The organism is Autumnicola psychrophila, from assembly GCF_031846645.1.
In the GTDB taxonomy this organism is placed as follows: Bacteria; Bacteroidota; Bacteroidia; order Flavobacteriales; family Flavobacteriaceae; genus Autumnicola; species Autumnicola psychrophila.
Genome location: NZ_JAVRHN010000001.1, coordinates 527,976 through 553,095, shown reverse-complemented (window position 1 = coordinate 553,095; position 25,120 = coordinate 527,976). Strand labels below are relative to the sequence as shown.

At 38.8% G+C, this 25,120-nt stretch carries 23 protein-coding genes; 9 read left to right on the top strand and 14 right to left on the bottom strand.

Features of this window, described 5'->3' with window-relative positions; translation table 11 throughout:
• Positions 1-105: 105 nt before the first annotated feature.
• From RM541_RS02290 to RM541_RS02275, 4 genes are all read right to left on the bottom strand, one after another.
• Positions 106-1,083, bottom strand: a complete 978-nt coding sequence (locus RM541_RS02290; RefSeq protein WP_311498604.1) for a LuxE/PaaK family acyltransferase — start codon at positions 1,081-1,083, stop codon at positions 106-108.
• Between the two features lie 74 nt (positions 1,084-1,157).
• Entirely contained in the window at positions 1,158-1,496 is a 339-nt protein-coding gene (locus RM541_RS02285; protein WP_311498603.1) for a T9SS type A sorting domain-containing protein, read from the bottom strand.
• A 147-nt stretch (positions 1,497-1,643) separates the two neighbouring features.
• Positions 1,644-3,650, bottom strand: coding sequence for a hypothetical protein (locus RM541_RS02280; protein ID WP_311498602.1), 2,007 nt, complete (start codon positions 3,648-3,650; stop codon positions 1,644-1,646).
• A gap of 46 nt (positions 3,651-3,696) precedes the next feature.
• On the bottom strand, positions 3,697-6,495 hold the full coding sequence (locus tag RM541_RS02275) for a TonB-dependent receptor (RefSeq protein ID WP_311498601.1): 2,799 nt from the start codon (positions 6,493-6,495) through the stop codon (positions 3,697-3,699).
• Between the two features lie 170 nt (positions 6,496-6,665).
• On the opposite strand from RM541_RS02275, the gene RM541_RS02270 reads away from it, so the two are divergent.
• Both RM541_RS02270 and RM541_RS02265 read left to right on the top strand, forming a co-directional pair.
• Positions 6,666-7,349, top strand: a complete 684-nt coding sequence (locus RM541_RS02270) for a response regulator transcription factor (RefSeq protein WP_311498600.1) — start codon at positions 6,666-6,668, stop codon at positions 7,347-7,349.
• On the top strand, positions 7,349-8,428 hold the full coding sequence (locus RM541_RS02265; RefSeq protein WP_311498599.1) for a sensor histidine kinase: 1,080 nt from the start codon (positions 7,349-7,351) through the stop codon (positions 8,426-8,428). The genes RM541_RS02270 and RM541_RS02265 overlap by 1 nt, the downstream gene beginning before the upstream one ends.
• On the opposite strand, the gene RM541_RS02260 is transcribed toward RM541_RS02265, so the two are convergent.
• The gene (locus RM541_RS02260; protein WP_311498598.1) at positions 8,375-9,424 is read right to left on the bottom strand and encodes a glycosyltransferase; all 1,050 of its coding nucleotides are present in this window, start codon (positions 9,422-9,424) and stop codon (positions 8,375-8,377) included. The two genes, RM541_RS02265 and RM541_RS02260, sit on opposite strands and share 54 nt — an antisense overlap.
• A gap of 67 nt (positions 9,425-9,491) precedes the next feature.
• Here RM541_RS02260 and trmB point away from each other — a divergent pair, with 67 nt between their 5' ends.
• The 6 genes from trmB (at position 9,492) to RM541_RS02230 (ending at position 13,261) form a co-directional block, all read left to right on the top strand.
• Positions 9,492-10,163, top strand: a complete 672-nt coding sequence (gene trmB / locus RM541_RS02255) for a tRNA (guanosine(46)-N7)-methyltransferase TrmB (RefSeq protein WP_311498597.1) — start codon at positions 9,492-9,494, stop codon at positions 10,161-10,163.
• 2 nt (positions 10,164-10,165) lie between these two features.
• Positions 10,166-10,789 carry a LysE family translocator gene (locus tag RM541_RS02250; RefSeq protein ID WP_311498596.1) on the top strand — a complete coding sequence of 208 codons (624 nt, stop codon included), beginning with the start codon at positions 10,166-10,168 and terminating at the stop codon, positions 10,787-10,789.
• A complete protein-coding gene (locus RM541_RS02245; protein ID WP_311498595.1) occupies positions 10,786-11,127 on the top strand; it encodes an MGMT family protein in 342 nt (113 codons plus the stop codon). The genes RM541_RS02250 and RM541_RS02245 overlap by 4 nt, the downstream gene beginning before the upstream one ends.
• A 200-nt stretch (positions 11,128-11,327) precedes the next feature.
• The gene (locus RM541_RS02240) at positions 11,328-12,464 is read left to right on the top strand and encodes an Mrp/NBP35 family ATP-binding protein (protein WP_311498655.1); all 1,137 of its coding nucleotides are present in this window, start codon (positions 11,328-11,330) and stop codon (positions 12,462-12,464) included.
• Complete coding sequence (locus RM541_RS02235; protein WP_311498594.1) at positions 12,465-12,707, top strand: NifU family protein; 243 nt, start codon at positions 12,465-12,467, stop codon at positions 12,705-12,707.
• Positions 12,708-12,925: 218 nt separating this feature from the next.
• On the top strand, positions 12,926-13,261 hold the full coding sequence (locus RM541_RS02230) for a 2Fe-2S iron-sulfur cluster-binding protein (RefSeq protein WP_311498593.1): 336 nt from the start codon (positions 12,926-12,928) through the stop codon (positions 13,259-13,261).
• Positions 13,262-13,427: 166 nt separating this feature from the next.
• On the opposite strand, the gene RM541_RS02225 is transcribed toward RM541_RS02230, so the two are convergent.
• From RM541_RS02225 to rplM, 7 genes are all read right to left on the bottom strand, one after another.
• Entirely contained in the window at positions 13,428-14,222 is a 795-nt protein-coding gene (locus RM541_RS02225; RefSeq protein ID WP_311498592.1) for a DUF3050 domain-containing protein, read from the bottom strand.
• A gap of 457 nt (positions 14,223-14,679) precedes the next feature.
• Positions 14,680-15,855 carry an acyl-CoA dehydrogenase family protein gene (locus tag RM541_RS02220; protein WP_311498591.1) on the bottom strand — a complete coding sequence of 392 codons (1,176 nt, stop codon included), beginning with the start codon at positions 15,853-15,855 and terminating at the stop codon, positions 14,680-14,682.
• Positions 15,856-15,989: 134 nt separating this feature from the next.
• Complete coding sequence (locus RM541_RS02215) at positions 15,990-16,736, bottom strand: tRNA1(Val) (adenine(37)-N6)-methyltransferase (protein WP_311498590.1); 747 nt, start codon at positions 16,734-16,736, stop codon at positions 15,990-15,992.
• A gap of 167 nt (positions 16,737-16,903) precedes the next feature.
• Positions 16,904-17,731, bottom strand: a complete 828-nt coding sequence (gene tsf / locus RM541_RS02210; protein WP_311498589.1) for a translation elongation factor Ts — start codon at positions 17,729-17,731, stop codon at positions 16,904-16,906.
• Positions 17,732-17,822: 91 nt separating this feature from the next.
• Positions 17,823-18,731, bottom strand: a complete 909-nt coding sequence (gene rpsB / locus RM541_RS02205; RefSeq protein WP_311498588.1) for a 30S ribosomal protein S2 — start codon at positions 18,729-18,731, stop codon at positions 17,823-17,825.
• A gap of 185 nt (positions 18,732-18,916) precedes the next feature.
• Positions 18,917-19,303, bottom strand: coding sequence for a 30S ribosomal protein S9 (gene rpsI, locus RM541_RS02200; protein ID WP_311498587.1), 387 nt, complete (start codon positions 19,301-19,303; stop codon positions 18,917-18,919).
• Positions 19,303-19,758 (bottom strand): 50S ribosomal protein L13, encoded by a 456-nt coding sequence (rplM, locus tag RM541_RS02195; RefSeq protein WP_311498586.1) that lies wholly within the window; start codon positions 19,756-19,758, stop codon positions 19,303-19,305. The genes rpsI and rplM overlap by 1 nt, the downstream gene beginning before the upstream one ends.
• 344 nt (positions 19,759-20,102) lie before the next feature.
• On the opposite strand from rplM, the gene RM541_RS02190 reads away from it, so the two are divergent.
• The gene (locus RM541_RS02190) at positions 20,103-20,705 is read left to right on the top strand and encodes a DUF5004 domain-containing protein (RefSeq protein WP_311498585.1); all 603 of its coding nucleotides are present in this window, start codon (positions 20,103-20,105) and stop codon (positions 20,703-20,705) included.
• 71 nt (positions 20,706-20,776) lie between these two features.
• Here the strand turns inward: RM541_RS02190 and polA are convergent, their stop codons facing one another.
• Positions 20,777-23,608 (bottom strand): DNA polymerase I, encoded by a 2,832-nt coding sequence (polA, locus tag RM541_RS02185; protein WP_311498654.1) that lies wholly within the window; start codon positions 23,606-23,608, stop codon positions 20,777-20,779.
• Between the two features lie 95 nt (positions 23,609-23,703).
• A complete protein-coding gene (gene fucP, locus RM541_RS02180) occupies positions 23,704-25,014 on the bottom strand; it encodes an L-fucose:H+ symporter permease (protein ID WP_311498584.1) in 1,311 nt (436 codons plus the stop codon).
• Positions 25,015-25,120: the final 106 nt, after the last annotated feature.

The following is a 25,120-nucleotide window of genomic DNA, read 5'->3' as shown; positions in this document are numbered from 1 at the left end:
AAATTAAATTTCTTCTGTTTTTTCTTCTATCTCAGTAGTGAAAAGGCTTTACAGGAATATTTTTTTTGAATATTTTCTATTTTATACAGTCTGCTGCTAATCAGGTTATAAAACCATAAGATTACAACCCCGAATATCACTATTGTCGAATCTTCCCAGAATTTCTGTGGTGTTTTTTGAGAGGTTTTTGCCAAGATCTTGTGTGGCAAGGAAAGAACAGGAATTAAGGTTTGCCAGATCAATTACATTTATTCCGCCGTTTTTGTTTTCCGGAAGAATTTCCAGAGCATCTTCAGGATCGCGGATTAAAATCTTCATCCAGGGCGGACATTCAAAAACACCAGATCCTTTAGAGTAGGCCTGCGAAAGCAATTCCGTCATTCCGTACTCACTGTGGATTTTATCAACCCCAAAACCTTTAGCAAGGATATGATGAAGCTCTTTTCTTATCATTTCTTTGCGCCGGCCTTTCATTCCGCCGGTTTCCATGATAATTGTATTCTGAAGCTTAAAACTGAAGTTTTCCACCATGTCCAAAAGAGCAAAGGAAACGCCTATGAGCAGGATTTTCTTTCCAGATTGATCAAGTTTTGTAAGTTTTGCGGCTAATTCCCCGAGTTCGTTGAGGTAGAAGCCACTTTCATCATGTTTACTTCTGGAAATGAGATTTTCTGCCATATAAATCAGCGAAGAACCCTGCCGTTCAAGATAAGACGGTAAAAGGGCAAATATCACCAGGTCTTCAGGATTTCCATAGAAATGTTTAAATCCTTCAGTAAAACTTTCCTCATAAAGCTTTAAATCGATCACATGATGTTTGCTGGTGGTGTTTCCGGTTGTTCCGCTACTTGTAAAGGTGATTTCCGGCGCTTTTTCAGAAGAAAGTACGCTGTGGGTTTTAAAAAATTCAATTGGAAGAAAAGGTATTTCTTTTATACTGTTAACCGAAGTGCTGTCTTTGCCCAATAATTGGCAAAATTGGCGGTACACTTTATTTTGGGCATACTGAAACTTAAACACCTCGAGTGTAATCCTTTCAAATTCAACTTCAGAAGAAATATTAAATATCTGGTCCTTGAGCATGCTATGGGTCATCTATAAAACGGAAAAGCCTCTATAAATAGAAGCTTTCAGGTACTTAAAATATTATTGTAATATTATTTAATAACGAGCTTTCTTGTTGCTTTGCTGTTTTGTTCTTCAATTTTCAGGATATAAATCCCGGGGCTTAAGGTGGAGACATCTAATTCTTTCCCTCGTATCCTTGTCCTTTGAACTGGTTTCCCAAGCACATTATAAATTTCAATTTGTTTTTCAAGATTTCTGGTCGTGCTAATATAAACCTTACCGCCAGTAACAGGATTAGGATAAATTGATAATCCTGAAATAGGAATCTCGGTCCTATTCCCCGTGCTTGTAGTGTCCTGAGCCACAACTGGAGTGGCAAAAGACAAAAAACAAACAAATATGAAACTGAAAAAGTATTTTTGCTTCATTCTTTCTGGCTGATTATTACAAAACTACGAATTAATTTTCAAAAATCCTGCCATAAAAATACGCTAATATGGTTAATAAATTTAACAGAAAAAGGCCGCCACTTCGGCGGCCTTTTTAATTTGAAGGCAGATGATTATATTTTCAGGCTAATTCAAATATGATAAATTTCCTTCCGTCCAGTCAAACATTGCTGCATCAACTGTAGCATCTGCATCGTAAGCAGCTTCTGTATCAGCGTCTGCGCCTTCTATTTGGATCCCGGAAAGATCTGTTCTTCCATCTTCAGTAATATCAACATCAGTATCATATCCAGAAAGAGAAAGTCCGGTGATAATAGCTCCAGATTGTGCTTTGAATTGTAAAGCAGTTCCTCCTACTGTAGATACAGCAGTGAAGTTTTCGATTGTTGGGTTACCATTCACACCATCGGCTTCTATAGCAGTGGAAAAATTTGCATCTGTATTCGATACATAGACATTGCTTACGCCGCCGTTCCAACCTTCAGTCCAGTCTACAGCATCATCCTGGTTGTTTTCCAGGTAAAGATTGGATGCAGAAACCGATCCTCCAAAGAATTCAATTCCATCATCAGCTCCGTTAAGAATAGCAACATTTTCTATAGTGGTTTCTGAACCTACTGCATAAAGAGAAATTCCATTGTACTGAGATTCTGCATTTATCTGCGCTCCGGCGTCAGAAAGAATAAGGTAAGTTATAGAACCGGAATTATCTTCAGGATCATCACCTCCATAGATAATACCTCCAACCTCAGCAGTTGCATTGGTACCGGCAGTTGTTTCAGCATTACCGGCAATTACCAATCCTCCCCAGCTTCCTGGTTGACCTGAAGTAGAAGTCATAACCACTGGGTTCTCTTCAGTTCCCTGCACATCAATTATTCCTCCTTTTTGAACTACAATGTAAACGCTTGTTCCATCTTCATCCTCATCTGTTCTCGCAGTAATATTTGTTCCTGCAGGAATTGTAAGAGTAGCTCCTTCTTCTACTGATACTATTCCGTTGATTACATAATCTGAATTTGCATCAAGAGAATAATCTGAAGAAATCGTACCTGGTAAAACTGATACCTGCCCACGGTTGGTAACCCAGTCAAAACTACTGACTTCAACAGTTGGAACTTCAGTATAATCCATATCTACATCAGCATCAGCACCATTTAACTGAATACCTGAAAGATCTGTTCTTCCGGCTTCAGGGATATCTACAGCTGTATCATAGCCAGAAAGGGAAAGTCCCGTAATAGTAGCTCCAGATTGTGCTTTAAATTGTAGGGCAGTTCCACCTGCAGTAGAAACAGCAGTAAAATTATTAATGGTTGGATTGCTATTTACTCCGTCAGCTTCAATAGCCGTAGAGAAATTAGGATCGTTATTAAGTACATATACGTCAGTTAAAGTACCATCCCAACCTTCGGTCCAGTCTACAGCATCATCTTCGTTATTTTCCAAATAAATATTTGATGCAGAAACAGATCCTCCAAAAAATTCAACCCCGTCATCAGCTCCATTAGTGATAGCAATGTTTTGGATAGTAGTTTCTGAACCAACTCCGTAAAGTGAAAGTCCGTTAAACTGAGATTCTGCATTTATCTGCGCTCCGGCATCAGAAAGTAAAAGATAGCTAATAGATCCAGAATCGTCATCAGATTCTGTACCTCCGTAGATGATACCTCCAACTTCAGCAGTTGCATCTGTACCTGCGGTAGTTTCAGCATTTCCTGCTATAATAAGACCTCCCCAGCTACCTGATTGGCCGTTTGCAGAAGACATTACCACAGGAGCAGAAGCTGTTCCCTGTATATCTATCATTCCTCCTTTTTGTACCACGATGTAAACGTTAGTTTCGTCGCTGTCATCAAGGTCGGCATCAGCTACGATTTTTGTTCCTGCAGGAATAGTCAACGTTGCTCCTGCCTCTACGGAAAGAATTCCGGTAAGAGAGTAAGTTTCACTCGCGTCAAGGGTACGGTCTTCTTCAAGAGATCCATTTAGTGTTGTACCTTCAGGCCCTCCTGGATTTCCTCCATCATCGTCGATGGGTTCAATAGAATTGTCATCGTTGCTACATCCCGTGGCTACGAGGCCCAGAACTACTGCAAGAACTAATAAAAAGTGATTAATTAATTTTTTCATTTTTTTAAATTTTAAGGTTCAGATTGTTAGTGGTTTATATGTTGAGTTAAAAAGAATAGTTTACACCAAGACTTAATACTGCACCGCGGGTGTATGACCTTACGGTTTGGGTGGATTCAATTCCTGTAGAACTTGGTCTTACATCCTGTACCCTTTCGATTTCGGGATTCAGAAGGTTTTGTCCACGGAACTGGATATCCCAGTGTTCTCCCAAATTTTGGCTAAATACAGCGTCCAGAACAACAAAACCTTTTTCAATAATTTCGTCGTTATAGAAAACTTCAGTTTGTGTTTGTACTTCAGGTGATCCAAGTGCGAAAATTTTATCTGAAGCATAATATCCTACAAAAGAAGCTCTAAAAGGGTTCTCAGATTCGGTAGAAAAATTAAGGGAGCCATTAAAAATCCAGTCAGAAGCACCTTGAAGACCAATTTCAGTCTTATTGTTATACTGGAAGGTTCGTATAAAATTTCCTTCGTTGTTGTAGACATTTTTAAGATCCTGTACGTGCCATGTTCTGGAAACATTAAAAGCTACATCAAAATCAAATCCTTCCGGTTCTTCGTTATTGATAACATTAACTTTAGTTTCCAGTTCCAGGCCGTAGATATTTGCTTCCTTTCCGGCATTAAAGTAAGAGAAAACCCCTGCAGCACCCCGATCCTGCACCCTGTTTATTGGATCTTCAATTTTCTTGTAGAAACCTGTAAGGGAAATTAGCTGGCCAGATTTAGGAAATAATTCATATTTAAGATCCAGGTTAAGGTTATTGGAAGCATCTAATTCTGGATTACCTCTGGTGATTTGTCCCGTCTGAGAAACATATTCAAAAGGAGCTATTTCCTTGAATTCCGGAAGGGTTATGGTTTTACTTGCAGCCAATCTAAGGTTAGAATTCTCATTTGGCGAAAATTTGATATTAAAACTCGGGTAAATGTTATCGTAGCTCTGGAATGAATAATTTGGACGGTTGGCCGGATAGTTGTTTACGTCAAAAACCACATCAAGATTATCCTTTTGATACCTTGCACCCACGTTAAAGTTCCACTTACCAAACCCATAATTAAAAGCTGCAAATCCAGAATAGGATTCTAAAGTAGCCTCATAAAGATCTGGGTTTAACCTATTAAGAGTCAGGTTGTCGTTTCTGAAATTTTCTGTAGATAAAGCGTCGGTAAGATTATCAATAGAGGAAGGATTAACTCTGTTAAGTCCGTTTTCTTCAACACCAAAAAACCTGGAATAAAAATCTCTTTCTTTGTTTCTGTAATTTCCACCAAACTGGAGATAAACATTGTTATCTGTGGTGTCGCTTTTAATGAAATTAATTTGATCAGTAAGTAGGGCGTTAAATTCATTATCATTGATTTCCTGAGTAGATTTTCGTTGCTGATAGCCACCCATTCTTCCAAACTGAACGAAACCTTCATCATTTATATTTAATTCGTTACGGATACGATTAGGTTCATCGGCTTTTACCATGTTGTATCCAACAGCCCATTCCAGCGTATTCATTTCTGAAAGGTTGTGGTCTCCATGAAGCTGATTTACCCATAGCCTTGTTTGTTTGATGTTTTGATCACGTACAAATTGGTTGAGGTTTTCGGCCGGAGCAGTTTCCTCAAATATTACCCCCTCTGCATTCCGACCAGCTTCATAAACTTCATCTGTAAGTTTATTTATAAAGAGACTGGTTATTTTAATGCGGTGATCTTCATTTATTTCATAGCCTACATCTAGAAGTCCTGTGGTATTTACAGTTTTCTGGAAATTTTCGGTATCAGAGAAATAATCGTATAGGTTGTTATTACGATACTCTCTAAATAATCCGCTACGATATTCAAAATTGGTAGATTGTGATCCGGTAAGAAGAACTTTCAGGTTTTTCCCAAATTTCTTTCCGGCAGTTAAAGCATATCTCTGGTTTACCGGGAAAGCATCGGTTTGAGGATCCCAGCTCTGGTTGTTAATGGAATATTCTGTAGGGATAGCTTGGTCATAAAAACCAAAATAAACATCTTCCTGGTTTGGAGAAACCTTAAAATTATTATATTCTCCAATGGCATTTGTATTTGCTCCAAAGCGCATACCAAAATCCAGTTCCTGTGTTCCCCTCAGTTCCCTTGAGTCAATATTAACCGTTCCTGAAGCCTGATCAGCAGAATTTTGTGCAGAATATGTTTTGCTAATGCTTACACTCTGTACCACACGTGTTGGAAACAGGCCAAGATCAATATTCTTACGCTCCACATCATCTGAAGGAATAGGAAGATTATTTAAAGTGGTATATAAATAACGATCCCCTAAACCTCTTACAAATAAATCGCCTGAAGCCTCACTCGTGGTAACTCCCGAAATTTTAGTGGTAGCTGTGGCAACATCAGAAACCCCTAATTTTGCCAGTTCTTGTGCCCCTATACTTTCTTTAATTTCCATGGCACCTTTTTGTTCCAGTAAAAGGGCAACTTCAGAATCTCTTCTGGAAACTGTAGAAATAATCACTTCATCAAGTGCAGCGGCGCTGGCACCTAATCCCGTATTTACCTCGGTAACTTTTCCGGACACAACCTCTACGTTAGGAACTTCCAGGGTTTCATATCCTACAAAACTAAATTCCACGGTATATGTTCCGGGTTCAAGACCTTTTAGTACATAAAGGCCGTCAAAATCTGTGGTGGTACCTTTTGATGTACCTTTAATTATTACATTTGCAAAGGGTAAGGGTTCTCCGTTCATTTCCTTATCGGACAATTTCCCTACAATAGAGCCCGTGTTTTCTTGCTGGGCCAGCATTGGCAGTGTTGTTAAAAATAATACTGTAAAAGATGCTAAAAAATGTTTCATTTGTGTGTTTAATTCTCTGGCGCAAATAAAGGGTAGTCATGTAAACAAAGAGTTAACCTCACATTAATCCTTTGTGATATTAATGTTAGTTAAAGGTTACCAATCAATCAATCAAATCCTCAAATGAAATTTATATTTACTTTTACCTTGAATTTTTAACTATTATAAACATGAAGAAAAAAGACATTTGTATCCTTTTGGTAGACGATGAACCGGATATCCTGGAAATAGTAAGCTATAATCTTTCTTCTGAAGGATATAAAGTTATTACGGCAGATAATGGTGCTGATGGTGTGAAACTTGCGAAGAAAAAAAATCCGCAGCTTATCATCCTGGATGTGATGATGCCGGGAATGGATGGTATTGAAGCGTGCGAAAAAATTAGAAAAATTCCGGAACTTGAAGATACTATTATTGCCTTTCTTACTGCCCGCGGTGAAGATTACTCCCAAATGGCGGGGTTTGACGCGGGTGCTGATGATTATATCACAAAGCCCATTAAACCAAAAGTACTTACCAGTAAAGTAAAGGCGCTGTTAAGAAGGTTTAAGGACGATACTTCTAATGCAAGTATTGTAAAAATTGGTGATCTTACAATAAATAGAGAGGAGTATAAGGTCATAAAGAACAATGAGGAAATGCTCCTGCCCCGTAAAGAATTTGAATTGTTGTCTCTTCTGGCTTCCAAACCGGGAAAAGTTTTTAAACGGGAAGACATTATGGATAAAATATGGGGGAATGACGTCGTTGTCGGCGGTCGAACCATAGATGTACACATAAGGAAGCTTAGGGAAAAAATTGGTGATGATAGTTTTAAAACCGTAAAAGGGGTAGGATATAAGTTTGTAGTTTAATGGCAAATAAATTTAGACGCTCATATAAATTTGCAATAAAGACATCGCTCTACATAACTATTTTTGTAGGGTTTCTACTGGCTGGTTTTTTGTATTATATGGACGTTTTGCTGTGGATGCCTTTTCTTGTCTTTTTATTTGTAACGTATATTTTCTCATTCGTTATCATTCAGCAGCGGGTAGAATACTTTATTTATCGGCGTATAAAAAAGATTTACGACAACGTATCATTACTAGACTCCACTACGCTGCGGCCCAGCCAGGTAACCACAGATATGGTAACCCTTACCAGGGAGGTAGAAAAATTTGCTGAAACCAAGAAGCTCGAAATTGAAGCCCTTAAAATAAGGGAAGGCTATAGAAAAGAATTTATGGGTAATGTTTCCCATGAGTTAAAGACTCCTCTTTTTACCGTTCAGGGGTATATTCTTACTTTACTTGATGGGGCGATGAAAGATAAAGCTGTAAGGAAGAAATACCTTAATCGGGCCAGTAAAGGTGTGGAAAGGCTAATATATATTGTCAAGGATCTCGATATGATTAGCAAGCTGGAAGTAGGGGATCTGCACTTGCAAATGGAGGATTTTAATATTGTGGAACTTGTTCAGAATACTTTTGACCTGCTGGAAATGAAAGCAGCAAAAAAAAATATCACCCTTACTTTTGATACCGACTATCGAAAGTCAATCTATGTTTACGGAGACAGGGAGCGAATCCAGCAGGTTCTTACAAATCTTGTGGTTAATTCTATTAAATACGGAAAGAAGGACGGAACTACAGAAATTACAATAGAAAACCTTATAAAAAATAAAGTTATAGTGAGAGTGACCGATAATGGGGAAGGTATTGCTAAAGCAAATATTCCGCGGTTATTTGAGCGTTTCTATCGGGTGGATAAAAGCGGTTCCCGTAAAGAAGGAGGCTCAGGTCTTGGATTAGCTATTGTAAAGCATATTATTGAAGCCCACGAGGAAAAGATATACGTAGAAAGTGTTTTCGGCGTGGGAAGCGAATTTTCCTTTACTCTAGAAAAGAGCGAAGAACTCCCTGAAACTGTCAGCAAATCCGATATCCTTTAGTCCTTTAAAATTTTTGCTTTCCTGCAGCTTTTCAAGTTTAAAGTCGCTCTGGCTACACGATGGAGCTATTCCCAGATTCATGAGTCTTTCTGCGAGGTATTCCTGTTCAAATTGACCGGGTGTGGGAATGAAAAAGGCTTTTTTCTCCAATTTTGCCAGGTCTAAAATAGATGTATAGCCCGATCTGCAAATAACCATTTTAGAAGAATTAACCGCTTCTTCCAAATCTTTTCCATACCTGTAATTCTCAATGTCGATATTTGCCATTTTAGAGGGTTGATCTTTTTCTTCAATAACACCCCTTATTAGTAAAATTTTCGCTTTACTTTCTGCAAATTCTTTTAGTAGTAATTCTTCCAGTATCGTTCGTTGCGGTTCAGGTCCGGAAAGCAAAATAAGATAATCATAAACCTTTGGCAGGTCCTTTTTCTCGAATCTGCTTAGAGGACCAATGTATTTTATATTCTCATTTATCTTATTAAGGTGGCCAAGGATGCCGCTGAGGTTTTTTCTTCCTTTAGCATCGGGAATCCAGCACTCATCGTACTTCTTTATATACTTTTGGTGGATTTTGCTACTGAAATAGGTAGTGGTTCCGCTTAAAACATTTAATTGGTGGGTGATAAATACACATTTCAGGTGTTTGTACCTTACCCCAAATCTATTATCTGAAATGATACCATCCAGGTTAAGTTCTTCTACCAGCTTCTTTGTGATCTTTTTTTCAGCTTTAATGGCTTTTAAGATTTTGGGGCTGTCCCACATCATCTTCAATTTAAAATTGCTCCCGTTTTTGGCATATTCAATTTTATAGGAAGGAAGTTCAAAGGACTTTAGATGCGGAAATTCCTTTTGAAGAAGTGATAGTGCATTTCCATCTGAAGCTAAAACAGGCTCAAAATTTTCCTCCTCAAGCCCTTTGATAATTGGGATACAGCGAGAGGCATGGCCCAACCCCCAGTTTAATGGTGCGACTAAAATTCGTTTCTTTCGCATTTCCAAATATAATCTTATCGGGCTGTGGTCTATTTTCTTTAATTTTACCAAAATATTAAATAAACACGTGGGAAGTAAAAATAAGCTTAAACGTTTCAGGCAAAACGAAGAATTTTCGAATGTTATTCAGCCTTCAAGAGAAGAACTTACTAATGACGATTTTAAATGGAAAGGAAGGTGGAATGAATTTTTTAAAAATGATAAACCTATAATACTGGAATTAGGTTGCGGAAAGGGTGAATACAGCGTTGGTCTTGCGCAACAAAATCCCGATGCCAATTTTATAGGAATAGACATTAAAGGCGCGCGTTTTTGGCGGGGAGCAAAAACCGCTTTGGAGGAGAATCTGCAAAATGTTGCTTTTCTGCGCACGCAGATAGAGCTTATTACTCATGTTTTTGGTAAAAATGAAGTAAGTGAAATCTGGATAACCTTTCCAGATCCCCAGATAAAATATAAAAGGACGAAACATCGTCTTACAAATTCTGAATTTCTTCAGAAGTATAAGCAGATTTTAAAAGATGACGGACTTGTAAACCTGAAAACCGACAGTGAGTTTATGCACGGCTACACCCTTGGGCTCTTGCATGGCGAAGGTCATGAGGTTATTTACGCACATCACGACATTTATAAAAATGAATATTCTCCAAAGGAAGTACGGGAAATCCAGACTTTCTATGAAAAACAGTACCTTGAGAAAGGAAAACCAATCACATACATTCAGTTTAAGATAAAATAAGCTTGGAAGTAGCAAAACTTTTTCTCATCACATACTTTGCCGCTCTTCTAGGGGTTATTCCTCCTGGTCTGGTAAATATGACTGTTGCAAAAACCTGCGTGGAGCGAGGGAAAAAAAGCGGAATGTACGTTGCAATGGGTGCTTCTTTTGTGGTTTTTCTTCAGGCATTTGTAGCCGTACTTCTGGCAAATTATATTTTTTCCAATCCTTTTGTTCAGAATATTTTACTAAGGGCCGGATTGGTGATTTTTATTATCCTCGGAATCTATTTTTTTGTAAAAGCTAAACGTGAAGAAGGGATTGAGCATAAATCTGAAACAGCTAAATCCAATAGCATTTTTAAAGGGATGCTTATTGCTGTTCTAAACGTTTTTCCTATTCCTTATTTTGTTGCAATTGCGGGAGCATTAAATGTAGGTGTTGAGGAATTTTACCCATGGCTAAAAATACTTTGTTTTACGCTGGCAGCCACCCTTGGTACATTCACCAGTCTTTACCTTTACGTGGTATTTTTTAATAAGATTGAAGGCAAAACAGAATCTTTCTCCCAGTTTTCCAACTATTTTATGGCGCTTCTTATGCTGGTTTTAATCGTGATCACGTTGTTTAGAATATACAATACATGAGCAGGGACTCCGGGTTTTTCGAAAAAGTTTATCATGTAGCTGCCAAAATTCCACATGGCCGTGTAACTTCCTATGGTGCAATTGCAAGATATTTAGGTTCACCTCAAAGTGCCAGGATGGTAGGTTGGGCTATGAATGCGTCTAAAGAAAAACCAGATGTTCCCGCACACCGCGTGGTAAATAGAAACGGACTCCTAACCGGAAAAAGCCACTTTAGCGGAACGCATGCAATGGAGCAACTTTTAAAGGATGAAGGAGTAACTGTAAAAGATTTAAAAATTCAGGATTTTGAAAGACATTTTTGGGATCCTGTAAAAGAGCTGAAAGAACTGGAATAGTTTCTTTTCCATTTGGTACAGCACGCTTTAAACTGAACAATCAATTCTAGTCAAATGCTTCGTTTTCTTAGCTTTTCGACCTATATTTGCGCTTAGAATCGATCTATATAAGAGCTGTTAGATCAAATAATTTCAGAAATTTTCAATTTCCCGGAAGCATGAGGAACTTGAACTTTTTTCTGCCGAAAAACGGAAATATCGTGGTATTGAATAAAAAAGATATTTTAGAAGCACTGGAGACTATTTCAGTAGCCGGAGAAGGTAAAAATATGGTAGATGCCGGTGCAGTGCAAAACATTATGATCTTTGGTGATGAGGTGGTTGTAGATTTAGTTCTTGCAACTCCTGCGCTTCACATAAAAAAGCGGGCTGAAGTTGATATTTTAAAAGCTATTCACGAGAAGGTTTATCAAAAAGCCAAAGTGAAGGTGAATATTAAAGTTGAAGCCCAGGAGAAGAAAAAACCGGAGATAAAAGGGAAGCCTATCCCCGGAATTAAAAATATTATAGCTGTCGCCTCTGGAAAAGGCGGAGTAGGAAAATCTACAGTGACTGCGAATCTTGCGGTTACTTTGTCCAAAATGGGGTTTAAGGTTGGTATTCTTGATGCCGATATTTATGGCCCGTCTACGCCAATGATGTTCGATGTAGAAACCGAAAGACCTTTGTCTGTTAATGTAGATGGTAAATCGAAAATGAAACCCATAGAAAACTATGGAATTAAAATATTATCTATAGGGTTTTTTACGCAGCCAAACCAGGCTGTGGTATGGAGAGGGCCTATGGCTGCCAAAGCACTTAACCAGATGATTTTTGACGCCGCGTGGGGAGAACTGGATTTTCTATTAGTAGATCTACCACCGGGAACCGGTGATATTCATCTTTCCATAATGCAGTCGTTGCCTATTACTGGGGCTGTTGTGGTAAGTACGCCGCAAAATATGGCTCTGGCAGATGCTAAGCGGGGAGTGGCAATGTTTCAGCAGGAGAGCATCAACGTTCCAGTCCTGGGAATAGTAGAAAATATGGCATATTTCACTCCGGAAGAACTGCCTGACAATAAATATTATATCTTTGGGAGAGAGGGAGCAAAAAACCTTGCTGAAGATCTAAAGGTTCGGTTTTTAGGAGAGGTTCCATTAGTGCAGAGTCTTAGGGAATCTGGAGATGTAGGTCGTCCTGCTGCCTTGCAGGAAGATACTCCGCTGGAAAATGCATTTAAAGAGATTACGAGAAACATGGTTGAAGAAACTGTGAAAAGGAACGAAAATCTGCCGGCAACCGAAGCTATTAAGATCACCACAATGGCAGGATGTAGTGCAGTTAAAAAGAAATAGATGACGAGCGAAGAAGTTAAAATAAATGTAGAAAAGGCCTTGGCAGAGATTCGTCCTTTCCTGGAAAGTGACGGAGGCGATATTTCGTTAATTTCTATTGAAGATGATCGTCTGGTAAGGGTACAACTGGAAGGCGCGTGCGTGGGTTGTTCTGTAAACACTATGACGCTTAAATCTGGCGTGGAAATGACCATTAAAAAATATGTGCCGCAAATTGAACGGGTGATTAATGTAGAACCTTAATTTTTTCTGGAAGTGGAATTTTTTCATAAGAAACAAGGAGGAATTACAATCCAAATGTTACCTGTGACTTCTTATGAAGAAAAAAAGAACATTCAGAAGGATGTGAAGCATTTTAAAGAATCATTATAATCAAATGGGCTGAAATTGTCTGCTTTTTTAGAAAGCAGTTGTTTCAGCTTATCATTTTAAACGAATAAAAGATCTTTTTTACTTAAAATATGTCTGATATAAAAATCACAATTATCGACCGTGAAGGCGAAGCACATTTGGTAGATGCTCCCACAGATATGAATATGAACCTTATGGAAGTAGTTCGCTCTTACGAATTGGCGCCGGAGGGTACGATTGGAATTTGTGGTGGAATGGCTATGTGCGCATCCTGCCAGTGCTATGTTCTTAACCTGGAGCATATGCTGCCGGAGCAAAGTATAGAAGAGGAAGATATGTTGGATCAGGCATTTTTTGTGGAGTCCAATAGCCGTTTAAGCTGTCAGATCCCAATTACAGAAGAACTGGACGGGCTGGAGGTTAAATTAGCTCCCGAGTCAACTTAGAAGAAATTTTAAAAGTTTAATCGGGAATTTGCCAATTATTAAGCCCTTTAAACACCAGACCTCACAGATTTTTAAAACCTGTGAGGTCTAATTTATTTTCTGTGAGGTCAAGAATATTAGGACGAAAATTGCCATTTTAAGGCACACACCTCAAAAGCCTGTATTATTAAACTCTTTGAAGGTTTTCAGAATCTGTTTTTTCTGAAATGACTTCTTCTATTCCATTCCAAAGTTCAATTCGGCTGGAAAGTGCATTTTCAGCGGTTTGTTGAGCTTCCTGCCACTTTTCAGCATCATTTCCGCAGAGCTTTTCTATCATTTTAAAAGCCATGGGACCATGTTCGTCACCATCAAGTTCAATATGCCTGTCAAAATAATACTTGAACAGCCTTAGGTCATTTTCAGGAAAATTTCTTTGAACATTTTCAATAATTGAAGAAAACATTGCGGGGATAAGGCCTTCTCTTCCAAAGGTAAAAGCAGCAGCAATGTTGTGCGGTTTTCCTTCAGAAATTACATCAAAAGTATTTTTAAGAAACTGCTTTATACTTAGCGGTACTTTACTGGCTGCTATAATTAGAAAGATATCTGTACCGTGGTTAACCTGGAGAAGAAAATCTTCTATCTTTTTTGTATCTGCACCGGCAGAGGCCATTGCTTCGAGGTACATTTCAAAGTGGCTTTGATGTTTTCCTTCCAGATTTACATCGGTATCTTCAGCAAGTACAATTTCATTAATTAAATATCTTATCTCTGGGTCACCTACAGGAAACCATGGTTGCGTGGTTTTGGTAAGTTTTTCCTGTAGCGCAGTAAGCAGCGACATAAAATCCCATACTGCAAATACATGGTGTTCCATAAAAACCCGAAGCTGCTGTGGAGAATTAACTTTTTTATATAAAGAATGATTTAAAAGCTGTTCTGTTTTTGGTTTTAGGCTGTTATTTATCTTCTCTATCATAAAATCTTAGTTTTTGCAAAAGTAACAGCTGAGAAGCAAATTTTAAAATATATGGTTACTTTAAAATACCTTTAACCGCAAATTGTCTTTTTTGTGATAACTTTAAAATATGAATACTCGTCTTACAACAATATTAAATGTCATTATTTTTTACTCTAAAAAGTCTAAGGAGTATTTAAAAATTGATGGGGTAGTAGCAAAGAAGCCTAAGGCCCTGAAGAAAAAATGCTGTGAGAACTATAAAAAAGGCAAACGTTGTAAACGCTGCCCTTGCTTCGATTTAGAATAATGAACTTTTTAATAAAGTTCTGCTTATTTACGTCCTAAATAACCTATTCTTTTTTAAAGCTTTTCAGCTGCTATGACAAGCATTTCCAAAGGCTCGAGGTGACAAAACTTTTTAATCTTCACTGCATCACCTTTTAACTCATTTCCTCTTTTAATTTTTTTACTAAATTTAAAAAGCTGAATGCCCTGTGATATCCATTCCTGTAATTAGAAGATGAATATCGTGCGTTCCTTCATAGGTAATTACACTTTCCAGGTTCATCATGTGCCGCATGATACTGTATGAGCCGCTTATGCCGTTTGCCCCAAGGATTTGGCGGGCTTCCCTCGCTATTTTCAGCGCCATTTCTACATTGTTTCTTTTGGCCATAGAGATTTGTGCGGAAGTTGCTTTCCCTTCGTTTTTGAGCGTTCCCAGTCTCCAGGACAATAATTGTGCTTTGGTGATTTCTGTAACCATTTCGGCCAGTTTTTTCTGTTGAAGCTGTTTTGCTGCTATTGGTTTATCAAATTGAAGACGTTCTTTTGAATATTGAAGTGCCGTATCATAGCAGTCCATGGCCGCGCCAATTGCACCCCAGGCAATCCCAAATCTTGCTGAATCGAGGCAGCCTAAAGGTGCTCCAAGTCCGCTTTTGTTGGGTAGCAGGTTTCCCTTCGGAATTTTGACGTTGTTAAATACTAACTCTCCGGTGGCGCTGGCACGTAGTGACCATTTATTGTGTGTTTCGGGAGTAGAAAATCCGTTCATTCCACGTTCTACAATAAGTCCGTGGATTCTTTTGTTTTCATCCTTTGCCCATACAATAGCGATATTTGCAAATGGAGCATTAGAAATCCACATTTTCGATCCATTAAGTAAATAATGATCGCCTTTATCTTTAAAGTTTGTGAGCATTCCGGCTGGGTTTGAACCGTGATCGGGTTCAGTTAACCCAAAACTGCCCATCATCTCACCGGTGGCAAGTTTCGGAAGAAATTTTTTTCGTTGCTCCTCTGTTCCGTAGGTGTAGATAGGATCCATCACCAGCGAAGTTTGAACTGATGCTGTAGAGCGAATTCCGCTGTCGCCACGTTCCAGTTCCTGCATGATAAGGCCGTACGAAATCTGATCTACGCCGCCGCCGCCATATTTTTCGGGAAGAAAACAACCAAAAGCTCCAATTTCGCCCAATCCTTTTAAAAGCTGTTTCGGAAATTTACATCCCTGCGCAGCTTCTTCAATAATTGGAGAAATTTCCTTCTTTACAAAGTCCCTCGCAGCCTTGCGGACCATCTTATGTTCTTCTGTGAGCAGCTCGTCTAGGAGATAATAATCCGGAGCCTCGAAAAGATCTTCTCTCATTTTGCTGAAATTTGCTCAAAGATACTTAGGACTTTTGGAGCAAGCAATCTTTTAACGGACAGCCGGAAATGGCAATTTTCGGCATATAGATCAAATCCTTGTAATGAACGGAAATTATAATCCTTTCTTAGCCGTTATAACTTCAGGTAAAAAGGAGAAACCAGCTTTTTATAATCTTCAGTATAATTGTGCCGGGAAATTTCGATGATCAATTCATCTGTTTGTACCGCAGTTTTCCGAAAAGAAAATGCCAGTAAAGATCTTTTTAAAGCACTGTCTTTAGTTCCTCTTACCCGGGTTATTTTCTTCGGAAAAAGATGAACTGCAGAAGCAAGTTCAATAAAATTTTCTTCTTCGGCATATGGAATTATTACACTGAAGATGCCTTTTTGGGAAAGTAAAACGGAGGCGCCGTGCACCAAATGTTCAAACGGCAGGGAATCTGTGAAACGTGCCAATTTCCTTGCCTTTGGCATTTTTTGCTCATTTTCGGCTACTTCTGAAGAAAGGGGAGCGGCATAAAAAGGCGGATTGGAAATAATGAGGTCGTATTTTTCCTCATCCTGCATTTCTTCAGCAAACTCATTTAAATCTGCATGATAACAGAAAAGTCTGTCGCCCCAATTACTATTTTCGAAGTTTTCGACTGCCTGTTCGTACGCATTTTCTTCAATTTCAATGGCGTCAATGGCAAAAGCGCCTGATCTTTGCGCCATTATTAAGGCAATTAGCCCTGTTCCTGTACCAATATCAAGGATTGACTCCGGATTATGATCTAAAGGCGTCCATGCGCCCAGTAAAACGCCGTCTGTGCCTATTTTCATCGCAGCTTTATCCTGTGCTACAGAAAATTCTTTGAATTTGAAGATTTGATCAGACATAGAAATATGAAATTTGAAGTTTTCAGCAGAAAAAGGGCGATAGTCAGAAATGGCAATTATCGACTTATAGTAGTCGGTATAATTTTAGTAAAAGTGTCTTCAGCTTAAAAATAAAAAACCGCTTCCTTAATAAGAAAGCGGTTTAAATATATTTTCTTCAGAAGAAATTACTCACCAAGAGCAACTCTTTCAAAAGCAACAACTTCTAATTGAGAATCTACAGATTTTACATAGTCTGCAACACTTTCTTTGTTGCCTTTAATGTAATCCTGGTTCACTAAAGTGTTGTCTTTAAAGAAACGCTGAATTTTTCCTTTTGCGATTTTATCAAGCATTTCTTCAGGTTTTCCTTCCTGGCGCAATTGATCTTTTGCAATTTCAATTTCTTTATCAATAGTAGTTTGATCTACTCCGTCTTCATTTAAAGCAACGGGATTCATTGCAGCAGCTTGCATAGAAACGTTTTTAGCAGCTTCATCTGCACCGTCTACGTTTGCAGAAAGACCTGTAAGAACAGCGATTTTATTACCTGCGTGAATGTAAGAACCTACAAAAGGAGCCTGAAGCGTTTTGAATGCACCAATTTCGATCTTTTCACCTATAACACCGGTTTGCTCAGTAAGTTTATCCTGAACAGTGATTCCTTTATAATCTGCAGCCAAGAGTTCCTCTTTGGTATTGTAATCAAGAGCAAGCTCTGCAAGACTTTGTGCCAGAGCTACAAAATCTTCGTTTTTGGCAACGAAATCTGTTTCACAGTTAAGGGAAATAACGGCACCTTTAGTACTGTCGTTATTTACTTTTGCAATTGCTGCACCTTCACTGGATTCTCTGTCTGCTCTCTTTGCAGCAACTTTTTGACCTTTTTTACGAAGCACTTCGATTGCTTTGTCAAAATCACCATCAACTTCTACCAAAGCTTTCTTGCAGTCCATCATTCCTGCACCGGTAGCTTTTCTTAGTTTGTTTACTTCTGCGGCGGATATCTTAGCCATAGTATTATTTTTTATTTAGAATTAACAAGTCGTTTAGTCTATTTGTAAAGAAATGAACTAAACGACTTATAAAATTTACCAAACTGTTATTTTATTCTTCTTCTCCGTTATCGTCTGAAGCTTTATCTAAAGTTTGTTGCTTAGATTGAAGCTTTACGTCTTGTTGAGCTTCCTGCATTGCCTTTTTGTCTTCAGGATCTGTAGAAGGAACTTCAGCTTTCTCTGCTTTTGCTTTTGGAGCTTTTTCAGATTTTGCTACTTTAGGAGCGGCGTCATCTTTTTCGTCCTTCTTCTTAGAATCTTTGCTCGTCTTTCTATCTGATAAGCCTTCAACAATAGAATCTGCAACATAAGAAATAACCTTGCTGATAGATTTTGAAGCATCGTCGTTAGAAGGGATCAAATAATCTACTTCACGTGGATCTGAATTGGTATCCACCATCGCGAATATTGGAATGTTTAATTTTTGAGCTTCTTTAACTGCAATGTGTTCACGTGTAATATCTACGATAAACAAGGCTGCGGGAAGTCTTGACATGTCTGAAATAGAACCTAAGTTTTTCTCTAACTTAGCTCTAAGACGATCTACCTGTAGACGTTCTTTTTTAGAAAGCGTGTTAAACGTACCATCCTTTTTCATTCTATCGATAGAAGCCATTTTCTTAACAGCTTTACGAATAGTTACAAAGTTGGTAAGCATACCACCCGGCCATCTTTCTGTGATGTAAGGCATGTTTGCTTTCTCAGCTTGTTCAGCTACAATTTCTTTTGCTTGTTTTTTGGTAGCTACGAAAAGTATTTTTCTACCACTGGCTGCGATTTTTGCCAAAGCCTCACCGGCTTCCTGCATTTTAGCAGCACTTTTGTATAGGTTGATGATGTGAATCCCGTTACGCTCCATATATATGTAAGGAGCCATATTTGGATTCCATCGTCTTGTAAGGTGACCAAAATGTACACCTGCGTCAAGTAATTCTTTTACTTCTACTTTGTTTGCCATTTTTGTAATAGTTTACGTTCTGTTGAAGATAGCAACAGGCAAGTGGCTATTTAATTAAATACGGCCTTGCTTGTTTAGATGCTAAACTAACTTCCGGTGTATGCTTCGACAAGCGCTGCATGACAACGAATAACAACAAAAATCTTTTTAATTTTAAATGAACTTTTAGGGCTGTGCCCAAATAATTAACGTTTAGAGAACTGGAATTTCTTACGGGCTTTCTTCTGTCCGTATTTCTTACGTTCTACCATACGTGGATCTCTTGTTAATAAACCTTCCGGCTTAAGAGTCGTACGGTTGTCTTCGTCAAGTTCTACCATAGCTCTGGAAATTGCAAGACGAATAGCTTCTGCCTGACCTGTAATTCCACCTCCGTAAACGTTTACTTTTACGTCAAAAGTTTTATCATTACCGGTAAGCGTTAACGGCTGATTAACTTTGTACTGAAGCGTACCTGTTGTAAAGTAATCGTTCATTTCTTTTTTGTTCACGGTGATGTTTCCATTTCCATCAGAAACATAAACACGTGCAACAGCCGTTTTTCTACGACCAATTTTGTGAATAACCTCCATTACTTAAGATCGTTTAAGTTAATAGTTTTAGGTTTTTGAGCTTCCTGATCGTGGTCAGATCCTGCATAAACCTTTAAATTTCTGAATAGGTCTGCTCCTAATTTGTTCTTAGGTAACATTCCTTTTACCGCTTTTTCCACCAAACGCTCAGGAGCTTTGTTGAATAATTCGGATGCTGTAAGACTTCTTTGTCCACCTGGATAACCGGTGTGACGAATGTATTCCTTAGAATCCCATTTCTTTCCGGTTAAGTTGATTCCGCTAGCGTTGGTAATAACAACGTTATCTCCGCAATCAACGTGTGGGGTGAAGTTTGGTTTGTACTTTCCTCTTAGTAATTTTGCTACTTTAGAAGCAAGACGTCCCAGTGTTTGTCCTTCAGCATCTACGTGTACCCATTCTTTGGTAACGGTGGCCTTGTTGGCCGATACTGTTTTGTAACTTAATGTGTCCACACTAAATAGTTTTACTTAATAATTAAACATTCCATTCCCATAATCCCAATTTTGATCTTGGGAAAACGGGCTGCAAATGTACAATTATAAATTCATATAGCAAATAGGAGTTTCATTATTTTAAATAGATGGAAAATACTGATTGTCAGAAGCGTTCTGCTTCTTTACAAAACAGTAAGAGAAGTTGAATAACACTAGGCGGAACAGTGGCTTGTAAAAGATCTAATCTAATATTAGCGGCTGAAATGATGTTAATTACCGATAAAGAGTAATTATGGTGTTAATAAAGTCATAAAAAACCAATCCTTGTCCTACATTTGCATCTCCAAATTTAATGAGTGATAATGAACAGATTAAAGAAACTGACCGGAGCATTTGGGATAATTGTGATGGTTGCGGGTGTTACGGCTTCATGTGAGCCTGAAAATGATGAGATGACAGTTGCAAGTGCAGAAGTTCTGAAAGTTAGCAATGCGACAATAGAGCAAAGCAGCCTTATTGGCAGATGGGAACTTTCTTCTATGGCTTCAGATGTTGCAGTGAATCTTAATGATGGTGATCCTGATACCAGTACAGATATTTTGGAGGAAACTACTTGTTTTAATGAAATGTATTTCGTTTTTAATGAGGATGGATCGGTAAAAACTGGTCAGGCAAAACTGGATTTTAAAAATGGATTTGACTGTAGTTATGGTATCTACTTCGCAGAATATGATGTGGTTAACAATAGTGACAGTTCGGTCCTGGAGGTGACATTTGATGTAGATGGAGTGACTTACACAGATTCAAAGACCATTGAACTTACCAACGAAAATGGAGAGGAACTTTTACATGTAATAACCACAGCTAGTGAAATTGATGGTGCAAATTATATTAATGACGGACGTGATACCACTGTTGTTTCTGAAATAACAAGGCTGGAAACGATTTATACAAAAGTGCAGTAAAAAATAATTGATTAGTTTAGTGTTGTTAGTAGAAAACCCTCGCAGATTTTATTCTGTGAGGGTTTTTGTATTTAATGTGCTTCCAGCCAGTTCTGACCTTCACCAAGGTCAACATCTAACGGAACTTCAAGTTTAAATGCATTTTCCATTTCGTGCTTGATCATTTTCTTCACTTCTTCCAGTTCAGATTTATAAACATCAAAAACCAATTCATCATGTACCTGTAGGAGCATCTTGGTTTTGTAACTGTTCTCCTTTAGTTTAGTATTAATATTGATCATGGCGAGTTTGATAATATCGGCAGCGCTTCCCTGGATAGGAGCATTAACAGCATTTCTTTCCGCAGCACCTCTTACCATGGCATTCTGCGAATTGATATCTTTCAGGTACCTTCTTCTTCCTAGAACAGTTTGGACGTATCCATTTTCTCTTGCGAAATCCACCTGCTCACTAATAAAATTGCTCAGTTTAGGGTAGGTTTTGTAATAGGTGTCAATCAATTCTTTGGATTCAGATCTGCTAAGGCTGGTCTGGTTGCTAAGGCCAAAAGCCGAAACTCCATATATGATCCCAAAATTGACAGTTTTCGCATTGCTCCTTTGTTCGCGGGTAACTTCATCAATTGGTACGCTAAAAACATTGGCAGCTGTAGAGGCATGAATATCTTCTCCTTCCTTAAAAGCTTTGATCATAGTTTCTTCTTTGCTGAGTGCAGCGATTATTCGCAGTTCAATCTGGGAATAATCGGCAGCCAGTAAAATGTAATTTTCGTCTCTTGGTACAAAAGCTTTTCTCACTTGCCGTCCTCTTTCTGTCCTTATAGGTATATTCTGAAGGTTAGGATTATTGGAACTCAGTCTTCCTGTAGCGGCAATCGTCTGTACATAATCTGTATGGACGCGGCCGGTAGATTTCTCTATCTGTCCCGGTAAAGCATCAACGTAAGTGTTTTTCAATTTTACGAGTCCGCGGTAGTCCAGTACACGCTGGATGATTTCGTGATCTTTGGCGAGTACAGAAAGTACATCCTCACTCGTGGAATATTGTCCTGTTTTAGTTTTTTTAGGTTTTTTTACCAGCTCCATTTTTTCAAAAAGAATAATTCCCAGTTGTTTGGGAGAGCCGATATTAAATTCCTCTCCGGCATCAGCATAAATTTTTTCTTCCAGTTCCTTTACGTCCCTATCCAGTGCTTCGGAAAGGGAATTAAGGAACTTTTCGTCAAGATTAATCCCTTCCAGCTCCATTTCGGCCAGGACTTTTACCAGCGGAATTTCAATTTCATTAAATAATTTGCGTGTGTTTGCCTCATTAAGTTCTTTCTCAAAAAACTGCTTAAGCTGAAGGATAACATCTGCATCTTCTACAGCATATTCGCACTGGCGGTCCAGCGGAATGTCGCGCATCGACTTCTGATTTTTTCCCTTCTTACCAACAACTTCAGATAAAGGCTGCGGAGAATAATTGAGATAAGTTTCTGCCAGGATATCCATATTATGCCGCATATCCGGGTTGATCAGGTAATGAGCGATCATCGTATCAAAAAGTTTTCCTTTGATTTCGATGCCGTACCTGGCCATTACCTTAATGTCATACTTTAAATTCTGACCAATTTTTTCTATGTTTTCATTTTCAAAGAAAGGTCGCAATTCTTCGATGAGCTTTTGAGATTCATCTTTATCTTCAGGAAAAGGCAGATAAAAACCTTTTCCGGTTTCCCAGGAAAATGCAATCCCTACCAGTTCTGCATCCATTGGATTTGTACTCGTAGTTTGGGTATCGAAACTTACACTTTGCTGCTTCATTAAATTCTGAAGAAAAAGTTTCCGTGACATCCCTGTACTTAAACTCTGATAAACGTGTGCTGTGTTCTCTAGCGATTTTCGGCCGGAAGTCGGTTCTATTTTTTCTGCACCTCCAGATCCAAAAAGAGAGAATTGTCCTGCTCCTGCAACGGCTTGTGCATTCTGTTTTGCTGAAGGGGAATTGGTCACCTGTGTTTGCGGATGATCTTCTTCGCCACTAAATAATTTTACAAATTGATCCTTCAGCCTTCTAAATTCCAGTTCATCAAAAATCTCTTGGACCTTTTCTGCATCAGGCATTGAAAGTTCATAATCTTCAGCATGAAATTTCACATCGCAATCGGTGATAATGGCAGCGAGTTTTTTGGAAAGAATTCCCTGTTCTGCATGTGCTTCCACTTTTTCGCGCATTTTCCCTTTTAGCTTTGCAGTGTTGGCGAGCAACTCTTCCATACTACCAAATTCCTTCAGGAACTTTTTTGCAGTTTTTTCACCAACTCCGGGAAGACCGGGAATATTATCTACAGCATCTCCCATCATCCCCAGGTAATCTATCACCTGCTCCGGCCGCTCTACGCCAAATTTCTTTTTCACCTCAGGTATTCCCCAGATTTCTATACCATTTCCCATTCTTGCGGGGCGGTACATAAAGATATTTTCGGTAACCAGCTGCGCGAAATCCTTATCTGGAGTCACCATAAAAACCTGATAGTCTTCTTTTTCGGCTTGCTGTGCCAGTGTACCAATAATATCATCGGCTTCACAGCCCGGAAGTACCACTACCGGAATGTGCATTGCTGTTAAAATATTTTGGATAATCGGGATAGCCTGCATTATAGGCTCTGGCGTTGCGTCGCGATTAGCTTTGTATTCGCTAAACATTTCTTTTCTTACTTCGCTGCCTTCTTTGTCGAAACAAACTGCGAGATGATCTGGTTTTTCCCGCCTAATCACATCAAACAGTGAATTGGTAAAACCCATTATTGCTGAAGTATCAAAACCTTTGGAGTTGATCCTGGGATTTTTAATAAAAGCATAATAACCACGGAAGATCAGTGCGTATGCATCAAGTAAGAATAAGCGTTTTTGAGCAGCCATATATTGGTTCAAATGTTATTTACAGAATATTTCAAAACTACAAAGATAATGTCATATAAGAGAAAAGCCATTCAGAAATGAAAGGCTTAATAGATTTAAATAGCGACCTGCCGGCGTTTATTACGATAGCCGTAGTAGAGGATATAAGCATAACAGAGCATCACCAGGATAAAAGCAATATTAAAGCTAAAGCTATCCACAATATAACCGTAGGCCGGTGGTATAATCGCACCTCCTACAATCATAGTACAAAGTACACCAGACCCCTGCGGTTTATCGTCCCCCAGCCCGTCCAACGCAAGGCTGAAAATGGTTGGGAACATAATGGAGTTGAACAATCCAATGGCAATTATCGTCCACATTGCTACTAGGCCTGTACTAAAATTGGTAATTATCAATAAACCAATTGCGCAGGAGGCAAAAACACTCAGCACTACTGCAGGATTCATAATTTTTGTAAGGTAGGAGCCAATAAATCTTCCCACCATTGCACCTGTCCAGTAAAAGGTAACAAAGACCCCTACTATGGCCATGCTGCTGGATTCCGTCAATCCTGAATTTAGCGTCCATTCTGCGATATTCCGCATAAAGGGCGTGTCGCGTATAGTTTCAGATAATTCAAGGCTTAGAAAATAATTGACCATATAACTCCCCAAGGCAACTTCGGCCCCTACGTAAAAGAAAAGGGCGATGGCACCCAAAATAAGGTTTTTGTTTTTCAGTACTTTTCCATAGTCGTTGGATGCTGCTGTATCTCCAATCTTCGGAAGTTTTACAAATAAAAAGACCACAGCTATTAGAATTATAAATGCTGCGATCCCAAGAAACGGCGTTTGTACTGCAGAAGCTTCAGCGATGTAATAATCTTTCTGTTCAGCTTCAGTCATATAAGCGATTTCTTCAGAAGACATTACCTTGTCGCTCAGGATAAAAAGTGCGCCAATTAACGGAGCGATAGCGGTTCCGAGGGAATTAAAAGCCTGGGAGAGATTGAGCCGGCTGGAAGCAGATTTTTCCGGGCCAAGAATGGTGACATAAGGATTGGCAGCCACCTGGAGAATTGTAATTCCGCCGGCAAGAATAAAATATCCGAGCATAAAAATTCCGAAGATTCTATAGGATGCAGCAGGGTAAAAAAGTAAACAACCCAAGGCCATGGTCACCAGGCCCAGAATAATTCCTCTTTTATAGCCAATTTTGGATAAAATATAACCCGCGGGGATAGAGAGCAGGAAATAGGCGCCAAAAAAAGCAAATTGCACCATCCCGGCCTGGAAATAGCTAAGGGTAAAAACCTCCCTTAACCGCGGAATTAAAGAATCCACCAGTACAGTGATGAAGCCCCATAGGAAAAAGAGGATAGTTAAAAATATAAATGCCGTACGATAAGATTTTTGTTGATTCATTGATTAGTTAGTCTTAGAGGTAATTATGTGAGTTGTACATTTTTGATGTTGTCTTTTTTACTTTGCCAAAGAAAACATTTTGCAAGCAAAAAGAGCCAATTTTTCA